This is a genomic window from Streptomyces sp. HSW2009, from assembly GCF_040240285.1.
Lineage (GTDB): Bacteria > Actinomycetota > Actinomycetes > Streptomycetales > Streptomycetaceae > Streptomyces.
In genome coordinates this window covers 1-15036 of record NZ_JBEHZD010000003.1, presented here as the reverse complement: position 1 = coordinate 15036, position 15036 = coordinate 1, and the positions used below count along the sequence as shown (strand labels likewise).

The window sequence follows — 15036 nt, the reverse complement described above, 5'->3', positions numbered from 1 at the left end:
GGCCCCGGCCGGGCGGGTCAGCCCGCCCGCGGCCGGTACACCCGGAGCGCCTCGTTCACCTTGTCCAGCGTCAGGGCGCGGGGCGCCGGCTCCACCTCGCCGTCGTACGCCAGCGCCGTACCCTCCGGGATGTTGTCCACGCGCAGCCTGCGCAGCCGGGCCTCGGCGTGCACCGGGGAGCGGCGCAACACGCCGAGCAGCGCGGCCGAGAGAAGCCGGGCGCGGGGCAGCCGGCCGCCGTGCACGATGCGCACGTCGAGCAGCCCGTCGGCCAGGTCGTGCCTGCTGGCCGGGGCCGAACCGACACCGCGGTACGAGCAGTTGCCGGCGAAGAGCATCCACACCGAGCGGCGCCTGCCGTTGATCACCAGGTCGAGCGGTTCGGCCGTGCGCAGCACCTGCGCGGTGGCGAGCACTTCGGCCGCCCAACTGCCCCCCCGCCCCGCCCAGCGCTCCCGGATGCGCACCAACTCCGGGTAGCAGCCGATGCTGAAGGTGTTGACGTAGTGGGTGCTCGACGCGGCCCCGTCTGCGGTGAACCGCGCCAGGTCAACGGCGACGGCCTGTCCCGCAGTCACCGCGCGGCAACTGTCCTCGACGGTCTCAAGACCCAGGTCGTACGCGAAGTGGTTGAGCGTACCGCCCGGCAGTACGGCCAGCGGCAGTCCGGCCCGCGCGGCCACCTCGGCGGCGGCGCTGACGGTGCCGTCGCCGCCGCACACGCCGAGGGCGCCGCCGAGTTCCCGGGCCCGTTGCGCGGCCTTCTCCAACAGTTCCGTCAGCGAGGGTGTCTCGGGCTGCCGGCCCGAATCGGCACTCGCGCCTGTGTCCGAACCTGCTTCTGTGGCTGTGCCTGGTTCCGTGTCCGTACCCGCCGTGCCTGTCTCTGCGCCGGTGCCCGTACCCGTACCGGTGTCGGCGTTTGTGTCCGCATCCGCATCCGCATCCGCGCGGTCCCCCGCATCTTCCGGGACCAGGTCGCGGTCGGGCTCCGGGGTGAACGACCAGAACTCGGCCTCCGGCAGCGCCTCCCGGATCGGGTCCAGCGGATCGGCGCGCGGCGGCCACACACTGGTGGCGCCGGAACCCGAGTTGGCGACGACGACCAGGCCCCGGCCGCGGGGCAGCGCCGGCGCGTCCGTCCGGGGGCGGGCGGCGGACGGCAACTGCGACCTGGTCGGCACCAGACCGCGCACCGCCAGCGCCGCACCCGCGCCGATGGCGCTGCCGACGAGGACGTCGCTGGGGTAGTGGGCGCCGGTGTAGATGCGGGAGAAGGCCACGGATGCGGCGATCGGCGCCACCACGGCGCCCCACCTGGGTGACTCCAGGGCCACCCCCACCGCGAACGCGGCGGCCGATGCGGAGTGCCCGGAGGGGAAGGAGGTGGTGATGGGCTGTCTGCGCAGCCGGCGGATCATCGGCACGCCGTCCACCAGCGGCCGGTTGCGCCGCACCGACCGCTTGGCCACGGTGTTCACGGTCGCCGACGCCAGCGCGAGTGAGGCGACGCCGCGCAGCGCCGCCCGGCGGGTGGGACGGTGCTTGGTGGCCGCCATGCCCGCCGCGATCCCCAGCCACAGCAACCCGTGGTTGGCGCTGTGACTCAGCCGCGGCAGCACCGGTTCCGCACCGGGCCAGTGCCGGGACGCCACCGCGTGGAACATCCGCTTGTCCAGCCTGACCAGCCGGTGATCGGAACCGTGGGTGTGCCGCGCGGCTGCGGCCCGCTCCGCCGCAGCCTCCTCAAGCGCCCGCAAGGAGGCGCGTACCCACCGCGAACCGCGCTGGCCAGCGGCCTGTACGTGCTCGCCGACCTGTTCCAGGGCAGGGGCGTGGCCGCCGGCCGGGGCGGCGCCGGCGAACAGCGGACCGGCCGCTGCGGTGGTACGAGACGGAGTCCAGCCTGCTGCTGCCCGCCGCGCGACCGGCCACCGCGGCCTGGCACCCGACCGGCCGACCGGCCCGGCCCCGGGCCCACCCGGCAGCAACCGCCCCAGCAACCCGTACGCCCCGGCCCGCTGCTCGCCCTTGCCCGCCATGCGTCACCCACTCCTTCGCTCCATCACACCGACCACCGCCCCACCGCGCAGCACATCGCGTACCTGGCAGGACCCTCCCACGGCGCGGCACGGCCCCGGCGGCACGACCGTATGGTGGCGGCATGCCTTGGCGCCGTGCGGTAGCGCCGTGATCCACTCGGATACCCGGGGTTCGCCAGCCTAGGCCGAAGTGGGTGCGTACTGATCGCGCGGTGGGTTGGAGCGGGTGGGTTGCGCGGCCACGGGTGGGTTGGCACTGGTCACGGGTGGGCCCGTACGCAGGCGGGTCCGCCGCGGTCCGGGGACAATGGGGCGCATGGCTGCGACGACGGACGAACGCCAGGTGGCCCGGCGCCACCGGGAGGCGCTGGAACTCTCCACCTCGCGGGTGCACGCCATCCGCCCCGACCAGTGGGACGCCCCCACACCCTGCACCGACTGGTCCGTACGGGAGCTGGTGAACCACCTGGCCGTGGAACAGCTGTGGGTGCCACCCTTGGTGCGCGACGGCTCCACCATCGAGGAGCAGGGCGACCGGTTCGACGGCGACCAACTGGGTGAGCAGCCGGCGGCCACCTGGGACCTGGCGGCGGCGGGCGCGCTCCGGGCGTTCGCGGAACCCGGCGCCCTCTCGCGTACCGTCCACCTGTCGTCCGGGCCGAGTAGCACCCTCGCCTACTGCGCACAGATGACGATGGACGCGACCGTGCACGCCTGGGATCTGTCCCGGGCCATCGGGGCGGATGAGCAACTGCCGCCGGAACTGGTCGAGTTCGCGGCACGTGAGGTGCGGCCGTATGCGGCCGACCTGGTCGGCACCGGCCTGTTCGCGGCCCCCCGCACCCCATCGCCGGGGGCCGACGCCCAGGGCGAACTGCTGGCCCTGCTCGGCCGCCGCCCCTGACCGCCCCCCCCGGTCGGGCGGGGGTCGGTGGTTCACGGAATGACCGGTCGGAGGGTTAGCGCGGCCATGGGGCGGCGGGTTGACGCGGCGGCGGGCTGGTGGGGCGGCGGTCGGCGGCGCCCGCTGGGCCAGGACGCTGCCGGTATCCGGTGCCTACCGGCCGCCCGAGACCTTCGCGAACTCCGCCAGGAACGCCGCGTTGAAGGCCGGCAGATCATCCGGATTGCGGCTGGTGACCAGCACATTGGGCCCGTCGGCACAGACGACGACCCGTTCGTCGACCCACCGCCCACCCGCATTGCGGACGTCGGTGGCAAGGCTCGGGTACGAGGTGAGGGTGCGGCGCCTGACCACATCGGCCTCCACCAGCGTCCACGGCGCGTGACAGATCGCCGCGACCGGCTTGCCCGTCTCGAAGAAGTCCTGGACGAAGGCCACCGCATCGGCGTCCTGCCGCAGCGCGTCCGGGTTGGCCACGCCACCGGGCAGCAACAGCCCGTCGAAGTCCTCGATGTGGGCCTCGCCGACGAGTTGGTCGACGGGGAAGGTGTCGGCCCTGTCGAGGTGGTGAAACGCCTGCACCGTGCCGGGCGCGGTGGACAACAGGGTCGGTGTGCCGTCGGCGTCCCGTACGGCCTGCCAGGGGTTGGTGAGCTCGACCTGTTCGACGCCGTCGGGTGCGGTGAGAAAAGCGACTCGCATGGGTGTGTTCCCTCTCCAGGTGGGTGATGGGGTCCGGGGCGCGGCGGCGTTGCCGGGCCCACGGCCGGCGGGGCGGCGGACGCCGGGCCGGTCGGAGCGGCCGGGCCCCGGGTCATCGATAGTTGCCCGGCCGCCGGCCCGCCAATCGAGCGGGCTCCGCCGAACGGAGTCCGCCACCCGGGCCCGTACCCCCTCCGGCTGCCGACCATGGGTGGGGTTTGCGCTCGGAAGACCTCGGGCACCCGAAGGACTGTGCCTCGGACCGGAGGCACGACCGCGGGAAGGCGCTGGTAGCCCGCGTGCGACCAACCGGTCCGCGCGTGCCCCGCTCCCGCCATGACATCTGCGACCGCCACTGCGGCGAACCATAGATGCACCGCAATCAGGGAGAGCGGAACATGACGCCTGTACGTACACGCAAGCGGCACCCGCACGACGATGCCCCCGACACCTCGGCCGAGTTCCGGCGCATCGACGAACTGCCCGACGGCCCCGAGAAGGACGCCCTGCGCGAGCAGGTGGTGCGCGCCTGGATGCCCATGGCGGAACGCATCGCCGCCACCTACCGCAACCGGGGCGAGAGCGGTGAGGACCTTGCGCAGGTCGCCATGCTCGGCCTGGTCAAGGCCGTGAACCGGTATGAGACAGACCGCGGCTCCGCCTTCGAGAGCTATGCGGTGCCCACCATCGTCGGCGAGGTCAAACGCCACTTCCGGGACCACCTGTGGAGCCTGCATGTGCCGCGCCGCGTCCAGGAGTTGCGCCAACAGGTACGGGTCGCCATCCAGGCCCTGACCCGCACCCCCGACGGGCGCCGGCCATCGGTGGCGGACGTGGCGCGCCACACGGGCCTGACCGAAGCCGAGGTCCGGACCGGCATGGGCGCACTCGACTCCTTCGCCACCCTGTCGCTGGACGCCGAACTGACGGGCGGCGCGGACGGCTACTCCCTTGCCGACACCCTGGGCGCCCCCGACCCCGACTACGACCGGATCGTGGCCCGCGAATCCGTCAAAAAGTCCCTACACGCCCTGCCCGAACGCGAACGCCGCATCCTCTACCTGCGCTTCTTCTGCGACATGACGCAGAGTCGGATCGCCGACCAACTCGGCATGTCCCAGATGCACGTCTCCCGCCTGATCCACCGCACGTGCTCCCGCATCGGCCAGCGCGTGCTTGCGGACGTGGCGTGAGGGGAGGACGACTGGCGGGGACGGGGGCGGGGACGGGGACGACTGGGACGGGTTCGTGTGGGTGCGTGTGGGTGGGGGTGAGGGGTGGGGACGGGTGGGGTAGCGACAACGGACCGCCGTGGCGATCCCGCGGGTCAGCGGAGGACGACTCTTGCGCCCCGCTCTTCGAAGAGCTTCTGGATCAGGTCGAACAGGGTAACTTCGCGATCGCCGGCAGGCACGGGCTTCGCCAGTCGTGTCCTGCTCTCAGCCGAGGACTCCCAGTGCAGGGTGAGCGGAGCGGTGGCGCCCCAGCCGCCTCGCAGACAGTCGTCGAGAGCGTCGAGATTCCAGCCGAAGTACCCGCCTGGCCCGTTGACGGCCTCACCGATCGCACAGTAAAAGGTGTCCTCATCCACGATGTGCCGGCCGTCCAAGCTGAACACCTGGCCCGCACGGGCGTCCGGTCTGCCCCGACGGCGGTACTGCCGGGACGACAGTGCCACCGAGAGCCAGGCGCGTCTGCCCTCAGGGGTGAGTCCGTGCCACATGCCGGTCCGGTTGAGACGACCCGAGCGAACCAGGTCCCACACCTGTTCTGCTTCGGCCAGTGCACCATCGCACCACAGCGTCACGGTGAGGTCGACGAGGCGGGTTCCGTGAGAGGAAGGCTCGACACCCAGCACGGTGACCTCGTTGACGAAGTAGGACCCCATGACGGCACCGGCACGGTCGATGAGGTCGAGATGGGCGTTTCCCGCCACGGCGTGACGACTGCCGACGCGGCCGACGCTCCGCAACAGGCCACCCTGGGGGAGACAACCTAAGAGGCGCACGCGCCGCGGCCCTGCTCCGGCCGTCGTCGGCGTGAACAACCCTGCTGCCTCCCGGGCGAAGCCCCAGACATCGCTTGCGTCCTCATCTGAGGCCAGCGCGTACCTCTGGGAGTGCACCGCCGACGTCCTGGGCACGCTGAACGAGGTCTCCCGGGAACCTTCGTTCCGGCCCTGGCCGCTGGGTGAGTACGAGTTCATGACGCCTGTCTCCTCGTCAGGACTGTCCACCAGGTTCGAACGGGCCAACACGAGCGGTGGTCCAGCCGGCGCCGCGCGCCGTGGCGAGGATCGTCGCGCGCTCCGGGTGCGAACGGGCCGAGCCGGGCCCTTCGGCGCGACCGCAGCAGCCCGGGCGCTGCCTCGGGCGCCGCCCGCCCCGTGGGACCCCCCCCCCCGGCCCCGGGGCGGCGCCCCACCCCGATCAGTCGAGACAGAACTCGTTGCCCTCGATGTCCCGCATGTAGATGCAGGACTCGTTCTCCTCATCTGCGAGCATCAGTTGTACGCGCTCCGCGCCGAGCGCCATCAGCCGGGCGCACTCCGCCTCCAGAGTGGCCAGGCGTTCCTCGCCCACCAGGCCGGCGCCGGCGCGTACGTCGATGTGCACCCGGTTCTTGGCGACCTTGCCTTCGGGAACGCGCTGGAAGTACAGCCGGGGCCCCTCGCCCGAAGGGTCGATGCTGGCGAACCACGCGCCCTGCTTCTCGACGGGCTGCGCACGGTTGTACGCGTCCCACGTGTCGAACCCGTCCGGCACCGCCGGCGGGACGTAACCCAATACCTCGCACCAGAAGCGACCCACCCGCTCGGGGTCCGCACAGTCGAAGGTGACCTGGATCTTCTTGATCGATGGCATCGGCGCACCCTAGCAGGGGGTGCGGCCCGCTCTGGGGTGTGACGCCGGTCGGGGAGTGGGTGACGGGGCGGGGCGGGGCGTGGCGCGGGTGGGTGGCTCGTGGTGGTCAGTCGCCGAGGGTGACACCCAGGTCGTGACGCATGACGGTGCGCATGGCGCCGAGCAGGTCCCACAGTTCGTACTGGGCGCGGCTCGCCGTCTCCACCGTTTCGCCCGGCTCGGGTGCGCCCCGCTCCAGGCGTTTCACCTGCCCGTAGACCGAGTTCAGGGCCTGGTTGAGGACCTGCGCCCGACCGAGCACCTCGTCGGGGGCGACCATCTGGGCCTCCGAGTACCGGTCGCGGTGCGCGTTCTTCACAGCTTCCAGCGCTTCCCGGTCCGCCTCCGTCACCTCGCGTTCCCGCAGCACGCGGAGGTGCCGGTTGAGGGCGGTGGCGAACTGTCGGGCGTCCCGGTTCAGCTCCCCGTAACAGGTGCGGCGCAGCGAGCGGTTCTCGCGGGCCTCCTCGTGCACGCGGACGAGTTCGATCTCGCGGCGCTTCGCGCGCTCCGCACCGTGCTGGGCGAGGAGGGCCCCACCCAGCGTGCCCGCGACGCCGGCCACCGCGATGATGACCGAACCGAGGTCCATCACCGGGCTCCTCGGAACGGTTCGGCCGCCGTCCCGGTGCCCCGGGGGCGTACGGGTGAGGATGGCGCGGCACCGCGCGCGGGGCCCCGGCGCCGGTGCGGAAGGAGCAGGCGCGGCCCCGCCGCTGCGGTGGTCACGGCGTGCGGCGGGCGAACAGGATCGCGCCCGGTGTCGGTTGGTCCGGGTCGAGTAGCCACTGGGCCTCGACGGTGAAGCCGGCGGCGCGTAGCCAGTGCGCCACCTCGGTGGGTTCGCGGCGGTGTACGGCGACCTTCATCGGGTGGCCGCCGTAACCCTGCGTCTTCAGGTGCACGCCCGCGCCCGCGTGGAAGCCGAGCAGCAGTGGGCCCGCGGGTGGCAGGACGCGGTGGAAGTGGTCGAGTACGGCGGGCACCGCGTCGTCGGGGACGTGGATCAGGGACCAGAAGGCGAGCACGGCGGAGACGGACGCGTCGGCGAGCGGTAGCCGCGTCATCGAGCCCACCGCGAACCGCAGGTGCGGATGGTCGCGCCGGGCCACGTCGAGCATGCGTGGGGACAGGTCGATGCCGAAGGCGTCGAGACCCAGCCCGTGCAGGTGCGCGGTGACGTGTCCGGGACCGCACCCCACGTCGGCCACCGGACCGCCCCCGGCCGCCCGCACCGACTCGGCGAACACCGCCAGCGCGGCCCGCAGTTGGGGCTTGCCGGCCAGGGCGCCGCGCAACTGGTCGGCGTAGCTGACGGCGACGGTGTCGTACGAACTCCGGGTGTCGGCCAACCATGCGTCCCTGTCCATGGCCGCACACGCTAGCCGACCGTCCCCGATGTGAAACCGCCGCCTCCTGAGCCAGTCCCCGGCGCCATCTGCGATCACGGCGGCGCTGCGAATTCTGCGGTTGGGCGGCTGCTTCTGCGAACCCTGAGCCCGCTGGGGCTGCCACGGCTCCCCAGGGCTCGCGCCGCTTGCCGGTCGGGCTGTGTGGCGCGTCACGCGGCCGGGGCGCGGCGGGGCCGCGGGCCGTCGTGTCGGCCCGCGCCCACACTCGGGTGATCTGCGAGGGTTGCCCCGTTACGGTCCCTTCGTCGATGGAGGTGCGGATATGGAGACACGGATGCAGCGGCCCGACCCCGCGTCCAGCGCTCCGGTCCTTCCCTGGGCGGCGGAGGGCGGGTTGCCGCCGCTGCCCGACCTCGCCGCCCACCTCGCCGCGGCATCCGACCGGACCAGGCCGGAGCCGATCGGCGGCGCGCTCGCACTGCGCCGCGCGGCCGGTGACTACTGGGGGCGGCGCGGACTGCACACCGCGCCCGACGACGTGCTCGCCGGCCCCGGCGCGCAGCCGCTGCTGCTGGCACTGCTCGCCACCGTCGGCGGCGACGTGTTGCTCACCCGCCCTTCGGCCGCCTGGTACGCGCCGCTCGCCCGGCTCGCCGGCCGGCCCGTGTACCCGGTGCCGGCCCCCGCCGCGGGCGGTGGCGTACCCGATCCGTTCGCCCTGTTGGAGACCGTGCGCCGGGTCCGTGCCGAGGGCGGTGACCCGCGGGTGCTGCTGCTCGCGGTGGCCGACGACCCGACCGGCACGGGGGCGCCGCCCGAGTTGCTGCACGAGGTCTGCGAGGCGGCCGAGGCGGCGGGCCTGCTGGTGGTCAGCGACGAGACCTGGCGGGACACGGTGCATCCGGCCGCGGGCGGGCCCGCACGGGAAGGGGCGTGGCCGGTGGCCGAGGGCGCGCGGCCCGTTCCTGCCGCCGGGCGACTGTCCGCCCCCGATGCGACGGGGGGTCGCGATGGCCCGCCCGGCTCGGGCCGACCACCGGCGCCCGGCCCGGGCCGGCCGATGCCGCCTGCCCCCTGGCCGGCGGAGAACGTGCTGGTCAGCCCGGCCGAGATGGTGGCCGATCGGGTCGTGGTGCTCACCGATCTGGCCGGTGCGTTGACGCCCCCGAGTTGGCCGGCGGCCGTGGCGAGGTTCCCCCGCACCGACCACGGGGCCGCACTGCGGTCGGACCTGCTGGCCGCGCTGAGCGCCGTACGGGCCGAGCTCGCCGCCCCGGTGGCCGCGGCGGCGCTGCACGCCCTGCGGGAGCCGGAGCCGGTACGGGCCAGGGTGGAGCGGTCGGCGCGCGCCTTCGGGGCGGTCGGCGCGGCGGCCTACGACCGGCTGGCCGCGCTGGGCGTCCGCAGCCGGCCGCCGTGCGCGGGCCGTCATCTCTACGCCGACCTGGAAGAGCTGCGCGGGCCGCTGGCCGAACGCGGCATCGCCGACTCGGTGGACCTGGAGCGCGAGCTGACCCGGCGGCTGGGGCGGCCGGTCCCGGGTGGCCACCGGTTCGGCGACACACCCGACGCACTGCGCGTACGGCTGTCCACGCTACCGCTGCTGGGCGCCGACGACACCCAGCGGCTCGCCGCGCTCGACACGCGCCAACCGCTTGAACTAGCTCATGTACGCGGTGCGTTGGACCTTCTTGCGGCTGCCTTCGGGGAGCTGGGGTGGATGGGGTGAGCTGAGTTCGGTTGGCCGGCCTGGTTGGCCTGGGCTGGGTTGGCCTCGACTGGCCTCGACTGGGCTGGGCTGGGCTGGCCCAGGTTGGGTTGGTCTGAGCTGGATTGGTCTGAGCTGGATGGGGTGGGGGCCGCCTGGGCCGGGGCCGTTGCTCGCCGGATGGCGGGCGTCGTCCGCCGTCCGCTGCTCTGGTGGCCGTCTGGTCGTCAACCCGGCCCGACGCCCGTCCGCCCCGGCTGCCAGGGGCGGCGTCGTACCCCTGGTGCGCGGGACGTGGTCCCGTCGTCCCCGGATTCGTTGGGCTAAGGGGGCCGCGGCCGGTCGAGTGGGGGCGGGACGGGGTAGCCGTCTCGGTGCGCGGTGCTTCGCGCTCGCGACCGGTTCGCCTCACCGAATGGAGCCTTGTCGATGACCGATCAGACCGAGCGGTTCCGTACCGAAGCCGGCCCCGCGGGCGTGGCCCGCCCACAGGCCGGCCGGCGCGCGCGTACCGACGGGGGCCCACGTCCGCTGCCGGCGCCCCGCCCGCTCGGTGGAGTGCGCCGCTGGCCGAGGACGTTCGCCCACCGGCTGACCACGCCGCTGCCGGGTGGGCGCGCGCTGGCCAGGCTCGCCCGCGAGGGGCTGCTGCGGCCGTCGAGTCAGGCCCTGCACACCATCGCCGATCTGCCGTTCGCGCCCGGCCCGCTGCCCCTGCCCGGGCCCGGGGCGGTCGCGCTCACCTGGGTGGGGCACGCCAGTTGGGTGATCCGCATCGGCGGGCTGACCGTCCTGGCCGACCCCGTCTGGTCCCGGCGGATCTTCGGCACCCCGGCCCGGGTGACGCCGGTGGGCGTGCGCTGGGAGGACCTGCCGCACATCGACGCCGTCGTCATCAGCCACAACCACTACGACCACCTAGACGCACCCACCCTCAAGCGGCTGCCGCGCGACACCGCGCTCCTGGTGCCCGCAGGACTCGCCCCCTGGTGTCGCCGCCGCGGCTTCACCCACGTGACGGAACTCGACTGGTGGGAGGCGGTGGAACTGCCCGCGCCCGCCGGCGGCGTCGTACGGTTCGCCTTCGTCCCCGCCCACCACTGGAGCAAGCGCGGCCTCATCGACACCTGCCGTTCGCTGTGGGGCGGCTGGGTGCTCACCGCCCCACCCGGCGCGGACGACACGCCCGGGCACCGGCTCTACTTCGCCGGCGACACCGGGTACGGCCACTGGTTCACCGAGATCGGCGACCGCTACCCGGGCATCGACCTGGCCCTGCTGCCGATCGGCGCGTACGAACCGCGCTGGATGCTGCGCCCCGTACACCTGGACCCCGAAGAGGCGGTCCGGGCGCACGGGGACCTGCGGGCGCGCCGGATGGCCCCCATGCACTGGGCGACCTTCCTGCTCTCGGCCGAACCGCCGACGGAGCCACTGCGCCGCGCCCATGCCGCCTGGGCCGCAACCGGCCGCCCCCGCGAAGACCTGTGGGACCTACCGGTGGGCGGTTCGCGGGTGTTGGGGGAGGAGGGGTAGCGGGCTCTGTGGGTGTGGATGTGGGGCGTGGGTGTGGGGGTGGGTGTGATGGGGGTCGGGGCTTGGCTGGGGCGGCGGTGGCGGCTTGGGTGGGTGCGGCCTGTGGTGCGGTGGGTGGGGTGAACCTGACCGCCCGTCGCCGAAGGGGTTATGGCGGCGCCAACTAGCAGTCCACTATGTATTCCTGATGGACCGTCATACTTCCGATGCCGGTCGGAACCGCATCCCGACACCCCCTTCCGGTTGAGGTGGGCCCCCGCCCGCCCCCGCGGCGTACGAGCGAAGTCCTGCCCCGGGCTGAGGTGGTGGGCAGGACCCTCGTCCCAGCCGCGGGACGCACCGGGACCTGGGCACTCGCGCCCGCGGGCGATGTGCCGGCGGGGCGCGGTTTCCTAGCCTCCAGACATGCGATCACACGATGTGCCCGAGACCGGGCCCATGACCGGGGTTTCCACGTCCGTCACCCGCGTCGGAGCCCCGGCCCCCACCCGTGCGGAGCACGGGGCCGTTACCCGTACGGAGCGCGTGGCCCGTACCCGTACCGGACACCCTGCCCGCACCCGGCGCCGGACCTCAGGGTTGCTCCTCGCCCTTCCGCTGACGCTGTGTCTGACCGCGCTGACCGGGGCCGGTGCGGCGCCGGCCGCCGGGCCGGGCGGCGGTGACCCGGCGCGGGAGTTGGCCCGCGTTGACCAGCCCCTGCGCAGCACCGCGCCGGACGCGCCCTTCGACGGCGACCTGCGGGCCTTCGGCCGGATGGTGGGGGCGGCGGACGTCGTCGGCGCCGGGGAGGCCACCCACGGGTCGGCCGAGTTCGTCACCACCAAGCACCGCCTGTTCCGCTACCTCGTCGAGCACCAGAACTTCCGTTCCTTCGCCTTCGAGATCCAGTGGAGCGCCGGCCTGCGCCTGGACCGCTGGGTGCGCACCGGCGACGGCGACCTGGCGACCATCATGGACGAGGAGTTCCAGAACGGCGGCGCGCTGTGGAACACCGAGGAGATGGCGGACCTGTTCCGCTGGATGCGCGCCTGGAACAAGGAGCACCGCGACCAACTCCGGGTGGCCGGCAACGACGCGGCCTTCGCCGGGCCCGAACTCTTCGACCGGGTCACCGCGTACGTCGCCCGCAACTATCCGGCCCTGCTGCCCGCCGTCAAGCAGAAGTACGCGGCGTCGCGGCCGACCGCCGGCATGGACGAGACGATGACGTCCAGGTTCGCGATGCCGCTGGCCGAACGGCAACAGCTCAGGGACGACGTGCAGTCCGTACTCACCCTGCTGGAGCGGCAGCGGCCGGGACCCGACCGGCGGGCGCACGCGCTGGTCATCCAGCACGCCAGGGCCATCGCCCAGGTGGGCACCCTGTTCGGTTACGACATGGTGGGTGACGCGCCGGGCGCGATGCGCTACCGGGACGAGGTGATGGCCGCCAACACGGTGTGGTGGCAGCGGCACACCGGCACCCGGGTCTTCCTGTCCGCCCACAACACGCACGTCGCGGGCGAGTCCAACGTGCCCGACTACTACCCCACCACCCAGGGCGAGGTGCTGCGCAAGGAACTCGGCAAGCGGTACGTCAACCTTGGATTCACCTTCGGGCAGGGCGGGTTCAACGCGGTCGACCCCGAGGACCCGAAGAAGGTCTACCGCCCCGTCGAACTGGGCCCCGCCGCCCCCGACAGCAGCGAACACACCCTGGAACGGGTCGCCAAGGGTGACTACTACCTGGACACCCGCACGGCGCCCCGCGCCGCCCGGAGCTGGCTGACGACCGCCCGCCCGGTGCGCAGCATCGGCGCCTCCTGGCCGGCGGCCGAGTACGAGTCGACGCGGCTCGCCCGGAACTACGACATCGTGGTCCACCTGCACCGGGTCACCACGACCACGCCGCGGTGACGCCCCGCCCCGCGGCCCCGATCGGCCCCCGCCGCCCGCACCTGCGCCACCCGGCACCCCGTACGAGGCGGACGGGGCGTCCGCGGACCCGCAGCGCCCCGGAGCTGACGCCCTACCAGCAGTCCCGCCACCCGCGCCCGGGGCGGGCCCCGCAACCCGGCGGCCGGGCCCTGCGTCAACCGACGCAGACGGTACGACGGCCGGGACGCGGGGGCGCGCCCCCGCCCCGCGACCTGGCACCAACCCACCCATCCGCCGCGCCCACCGGGCGTGACCAAGAGGTTCCTTCGATGACTCGGCTCTCGGACCGTCCACCGGCCCCGTCTTCCCGCCCGGCGGGGGCCCGCTTCGCCCCGCGCCGGCCGCGGCGCGCGCTCGCCGTGGCCGCGGTGGTCAGCACGGCGCGCGCCGTCGGCGCGACCCTGCCGGCGACGGCCGCCCCGCACCGCCCGCAGGACACGGTGGGCCAGGGCCTCGTCCACCTGGTGCGCGACGACCAGTACCCGGCGGCGCTGGCCGCCACCACCGAGCCCGACGGGCGGACCCGTAACCAGGTCGCCGGCGTCGCCGACCTGCGCACCGGGGCCAAGGCCCCGCTCAACGGCCGGGTGCGGGCCGGCAGCAACACCAAGACGTTCACCGCGGCCGTCGTCCTGCAACTGGTCGGCGAGGGCAAGGTGGGGCTCGACCAGCCCGTCGACAGGTATCTGCCGGGGCTGGTGCGCGGCGAGGGCATCGACGGCCGGAACATCACGGTCCGTCAGCTCCTCCAGCACACCAGCGGCCTGCCGGACTACGTGCCCTACCTCGGCGACATCACCGGCAGCGAGCGGCACACCTACGTGCAGCCGCGCACCACGCTCGACCTGGGCCTGGCGCACAAGGCACTGTTCGCGCCCGGCGCCGGCTGGGAGTACAGCAACACCAACTACACCCTTGCCGGGCTGATCATCGAGAAGGTCACCGGACGGCCGCTGGCCGAGGAGATCACCCGCCGGATCATCGACCGCATCGGCCTGCGCCACACCACCTTCCCCGGCGTCGGCGACGAGCGCATCCCCGGGCCGCACCCGCGCGGCTACTACGCGGACAAGGCGGGCGCGCCGCTCCAGGACATGACCGAGCTCGACCCGTCCTGGGGCTGGGCCGCCGGGCAGCTCATCTCCACCCCGGCCGACTTGAACCGGTTCTTCACCGCCCTGCTCGGCGGCGAACTCCTCGCCCCCGCTCAGCTCGCCGAGATGCGCACCACGGTCCCCACCGACGGCAAGCTGTGGGCCGGCGCCCGCTACGGGCTCGGCCTCATCAGCACGCCGCTCACCTGCGGCGGCCTGGCCTGGGGGCACGGCGGTGACATCCCCGGCTACCAGACCCGCGGCGGCGCCCCCGACCGCGGCCGGGCCGGCTCCGTCGCCGTCACCGCGGACCGGCACACGGTCAAGCAGGGGCCGGGCGACGTCCGGGCCCTGGTGGACTCCGCGCTGTGCCGCTGAGGGGCGGCCGGCGACGGTGACCGGCGCGGGGCGGGGAGAGTACGGGGCTCCCCGCCCCGTGCCGGCCGGCGGGGACCGCCGGGGCGGCGCAGCCGGGGCGAAAAAACTCGGCGGCGCCCGGCGGCACCCGAGAGGGAGGAGGGGAAGGCCCCGCGCCCGGGCGCGGGCAGTACGCGCCACCCGGGACGCGGGCAGGCGGCCAGGGCCGGACCGTCCGTCAACGGCGGGCGCCGGCGCAGCGAGAGGGGGAGCGGTGCGGGGAACCACTGCGGGAGCGGACGGCCGCGGTGCAGGGGGCGGCGGCCGGCGCGGGCGGGTGCGGGGCGCCCGCCGGCTGCGGATCGGCGTGGGCCTCGCCGTGGTCGCCGCGGTCGCCGCGGGGGCGGGCGCCCCCGGCGCGCGGGGCGCGCCGCCGGTGGGCCCGGGGGGGTTTTCACATCTGGCCCGGGCGCCCCGCCTCCATGTGGTTGTGTAGGGGGGGGGCGGGTCGATTAAAA

The 15036-nt window shown here is 74.1% G+C and carries 12 protein-coding genes; 6 read left to right on the top strand and 6 right to left on the bottom strand.

Annotation, left to right across the window (positions count from 1 at the left end; all coding sequences use genetic code 11):
* Positions 1–17: 17 nt before the first annotated feature.
* Positions 18–1667, bottom strand: a complete 1650-nt coding sequence (locus AAHZ94_RS00490; RefSeq protein WP_349989816.1) for a bifunctional phosphatase PAP2/diacylglycerol kinase family protein — start codon at positions 1665–1667, stop codon at positions 18–20.
* Between the two features lie 691 nt (positions 1668–2358).
* Between AAHZ94_RS00490 and AAHZ94_RS00485 the strand changes: the two genes are divergently transcribed.
* Positions 2359–2946, top strand: coding sequence for a TIGR03086 family metal-binding protein (locus AAHZ94_RS00485; RefSeq protein ID WP_349989790.1), 588 nt, complete (start codon positions 2359–2361; stop codon positions 2944–2946).
* Between the two features lie 153 nt (positions 2947–3099).
* Here AAHZ94_RS00485 and AAHZ94_RS00480 read toward each other — a convergent pair whose 3' ends face one another.
* Positions 3100–3648, bottom strand: coding sequence for a type 1 glutamine amidotransferase domain-containing protein (locus tag AAHZ94_RS00480; RefSeq protein WP_349989789.1), 549 nt, complete (start codon positions 3646–3648; stop codon positions 3100–3102).
* 398 nt (positions 3649–4046) lie between these two features.
* Here AAHZ94_RS00480 and AAHZ94_RS00475 point away from each other — a divergent pair, with 398 nt between their 5' ends.
* On the top strand, positions 4047–4841 hold the full coding sequence (locus tag AAHZ94_RS00475; protein ID WP_349989788.1) for a SigB/SigF/SigG family RNA polymerase sigma factor: 795 nt from the start codon (positions 4047–4049) through the stop codon (positions 4839–4841).
* 134 nt (positions 4842–4975) lie between these two features.
* Here the strand turns inward: AAHZ94_RS00475 and AAHZ94_RS00470 are convergent, their stop codons facing one another.
* From AAHZ94_RS00470 to AAHZ94_RS00455, 4 genes are all read right to left on the bottom strand, one after another.
* Positions 4976–5584 carry a barstar family protein gene (locus AAHZ94_RS00470; protein WP_349989787.1) on the bottom strand — a complete coding sequence of 203 codons (609 nt, stop codon included), beginning with the start codon at positions 5582–5584 and terminating at the stop codon, positions 4976–4978.
* Positions 5585–6077: 493 nt separating this feature from the next.
* Positions 6078–6512: a VOC family protein gene (locus AAHZ94_RS00465; RefSeq protein WP_349989786.1), complete on the bottom strand. Its 435-nt coding sequence runs from the start codon at positions 6510–6512 to the stop codon at positions 6078–6080.
* 106 nt (positions 6513–6618) lie between these two features.
* Positions 6619–7143: a hypothetical protein gene (locus AAHZ94_RS00460; protein ID WP_349989785.1), complete on the bottom strand. Its 525-nt coding sequence runs from the start codon at positions 7141–7143 to the stop codon at positions 6619–6621.
* 133 nt (positions 7144–7276) lie between these two features.
* The gene (locus AAHZ94_RS00455; protein WP_349989784.1) at positions 7277–7921 is read right to left on the bottom strand and encodes a class I SAM-dependent methyltransferase; all 645 of its coding nucleotides are present in this window, start codon (positions 7919–7921) and stop codon (positions 7277–7279) included.
* Positions 7922–8225: 304 nt separating this feature from the next.
* On the opposite strand from AAHZ94_RS00455, the gene AAHZ94_RS00450 reads away from it, so the two are divergent.
* The 4 genes from AAHZ94_RS00450 (at position 8226) to AAHZ94_RS00435 (ending at position 14539) form a co-directional block, all read left to right on the top strand.
* A complete protein-coding gene (locus tag AAHZ94_RS00450; protein WP_502964550.1) occupies positions 8226–9632 on the top strand; it encodes an aminotransferase class I/II-fold pyridoxal phosphate-dependent enzyme in 1407 nt (468 codons plus the stop codon).
* A gap of 408 nt (positions 9633–10040) precedes the next feature.
* Complete coding sequence (locus AAHZ94_RS00445; RefSeq protein WP_349989783.1) at positions 10041–11147, top strand: MBL fold metallo-hydrolase; 1107 nt, start codon at positions 10041–10043, stop codon at positions 11145–11147.
* Between the two features lie 405 nt (positions 11148–11552).
* Positions 11553–13046, top strand: a complete 1494-nt coding sequence (locus AAHZ94_RS00440) for an erythromycin esterase family protein (RefSeq protein WP_349989782.1) — start codon at positions 11553–11555, stop codon at positions 13044–13046.
* Positions 13047–13336: 290 nt separating this feature from the next.
* On the top strand, positions 13337–14539 hold the full coding sequence (locus AAHZ94_RS00435; RefSeq protein WP_349989781.1) for a serine hydrolase domain-containing protein: 1203 nt from the start codon (positions 13337–13339) through the stop codon (positions 14537–14539).
* The last annotated feature ends 497 nt before the right edge of the window (positions 14540–15036 follow it).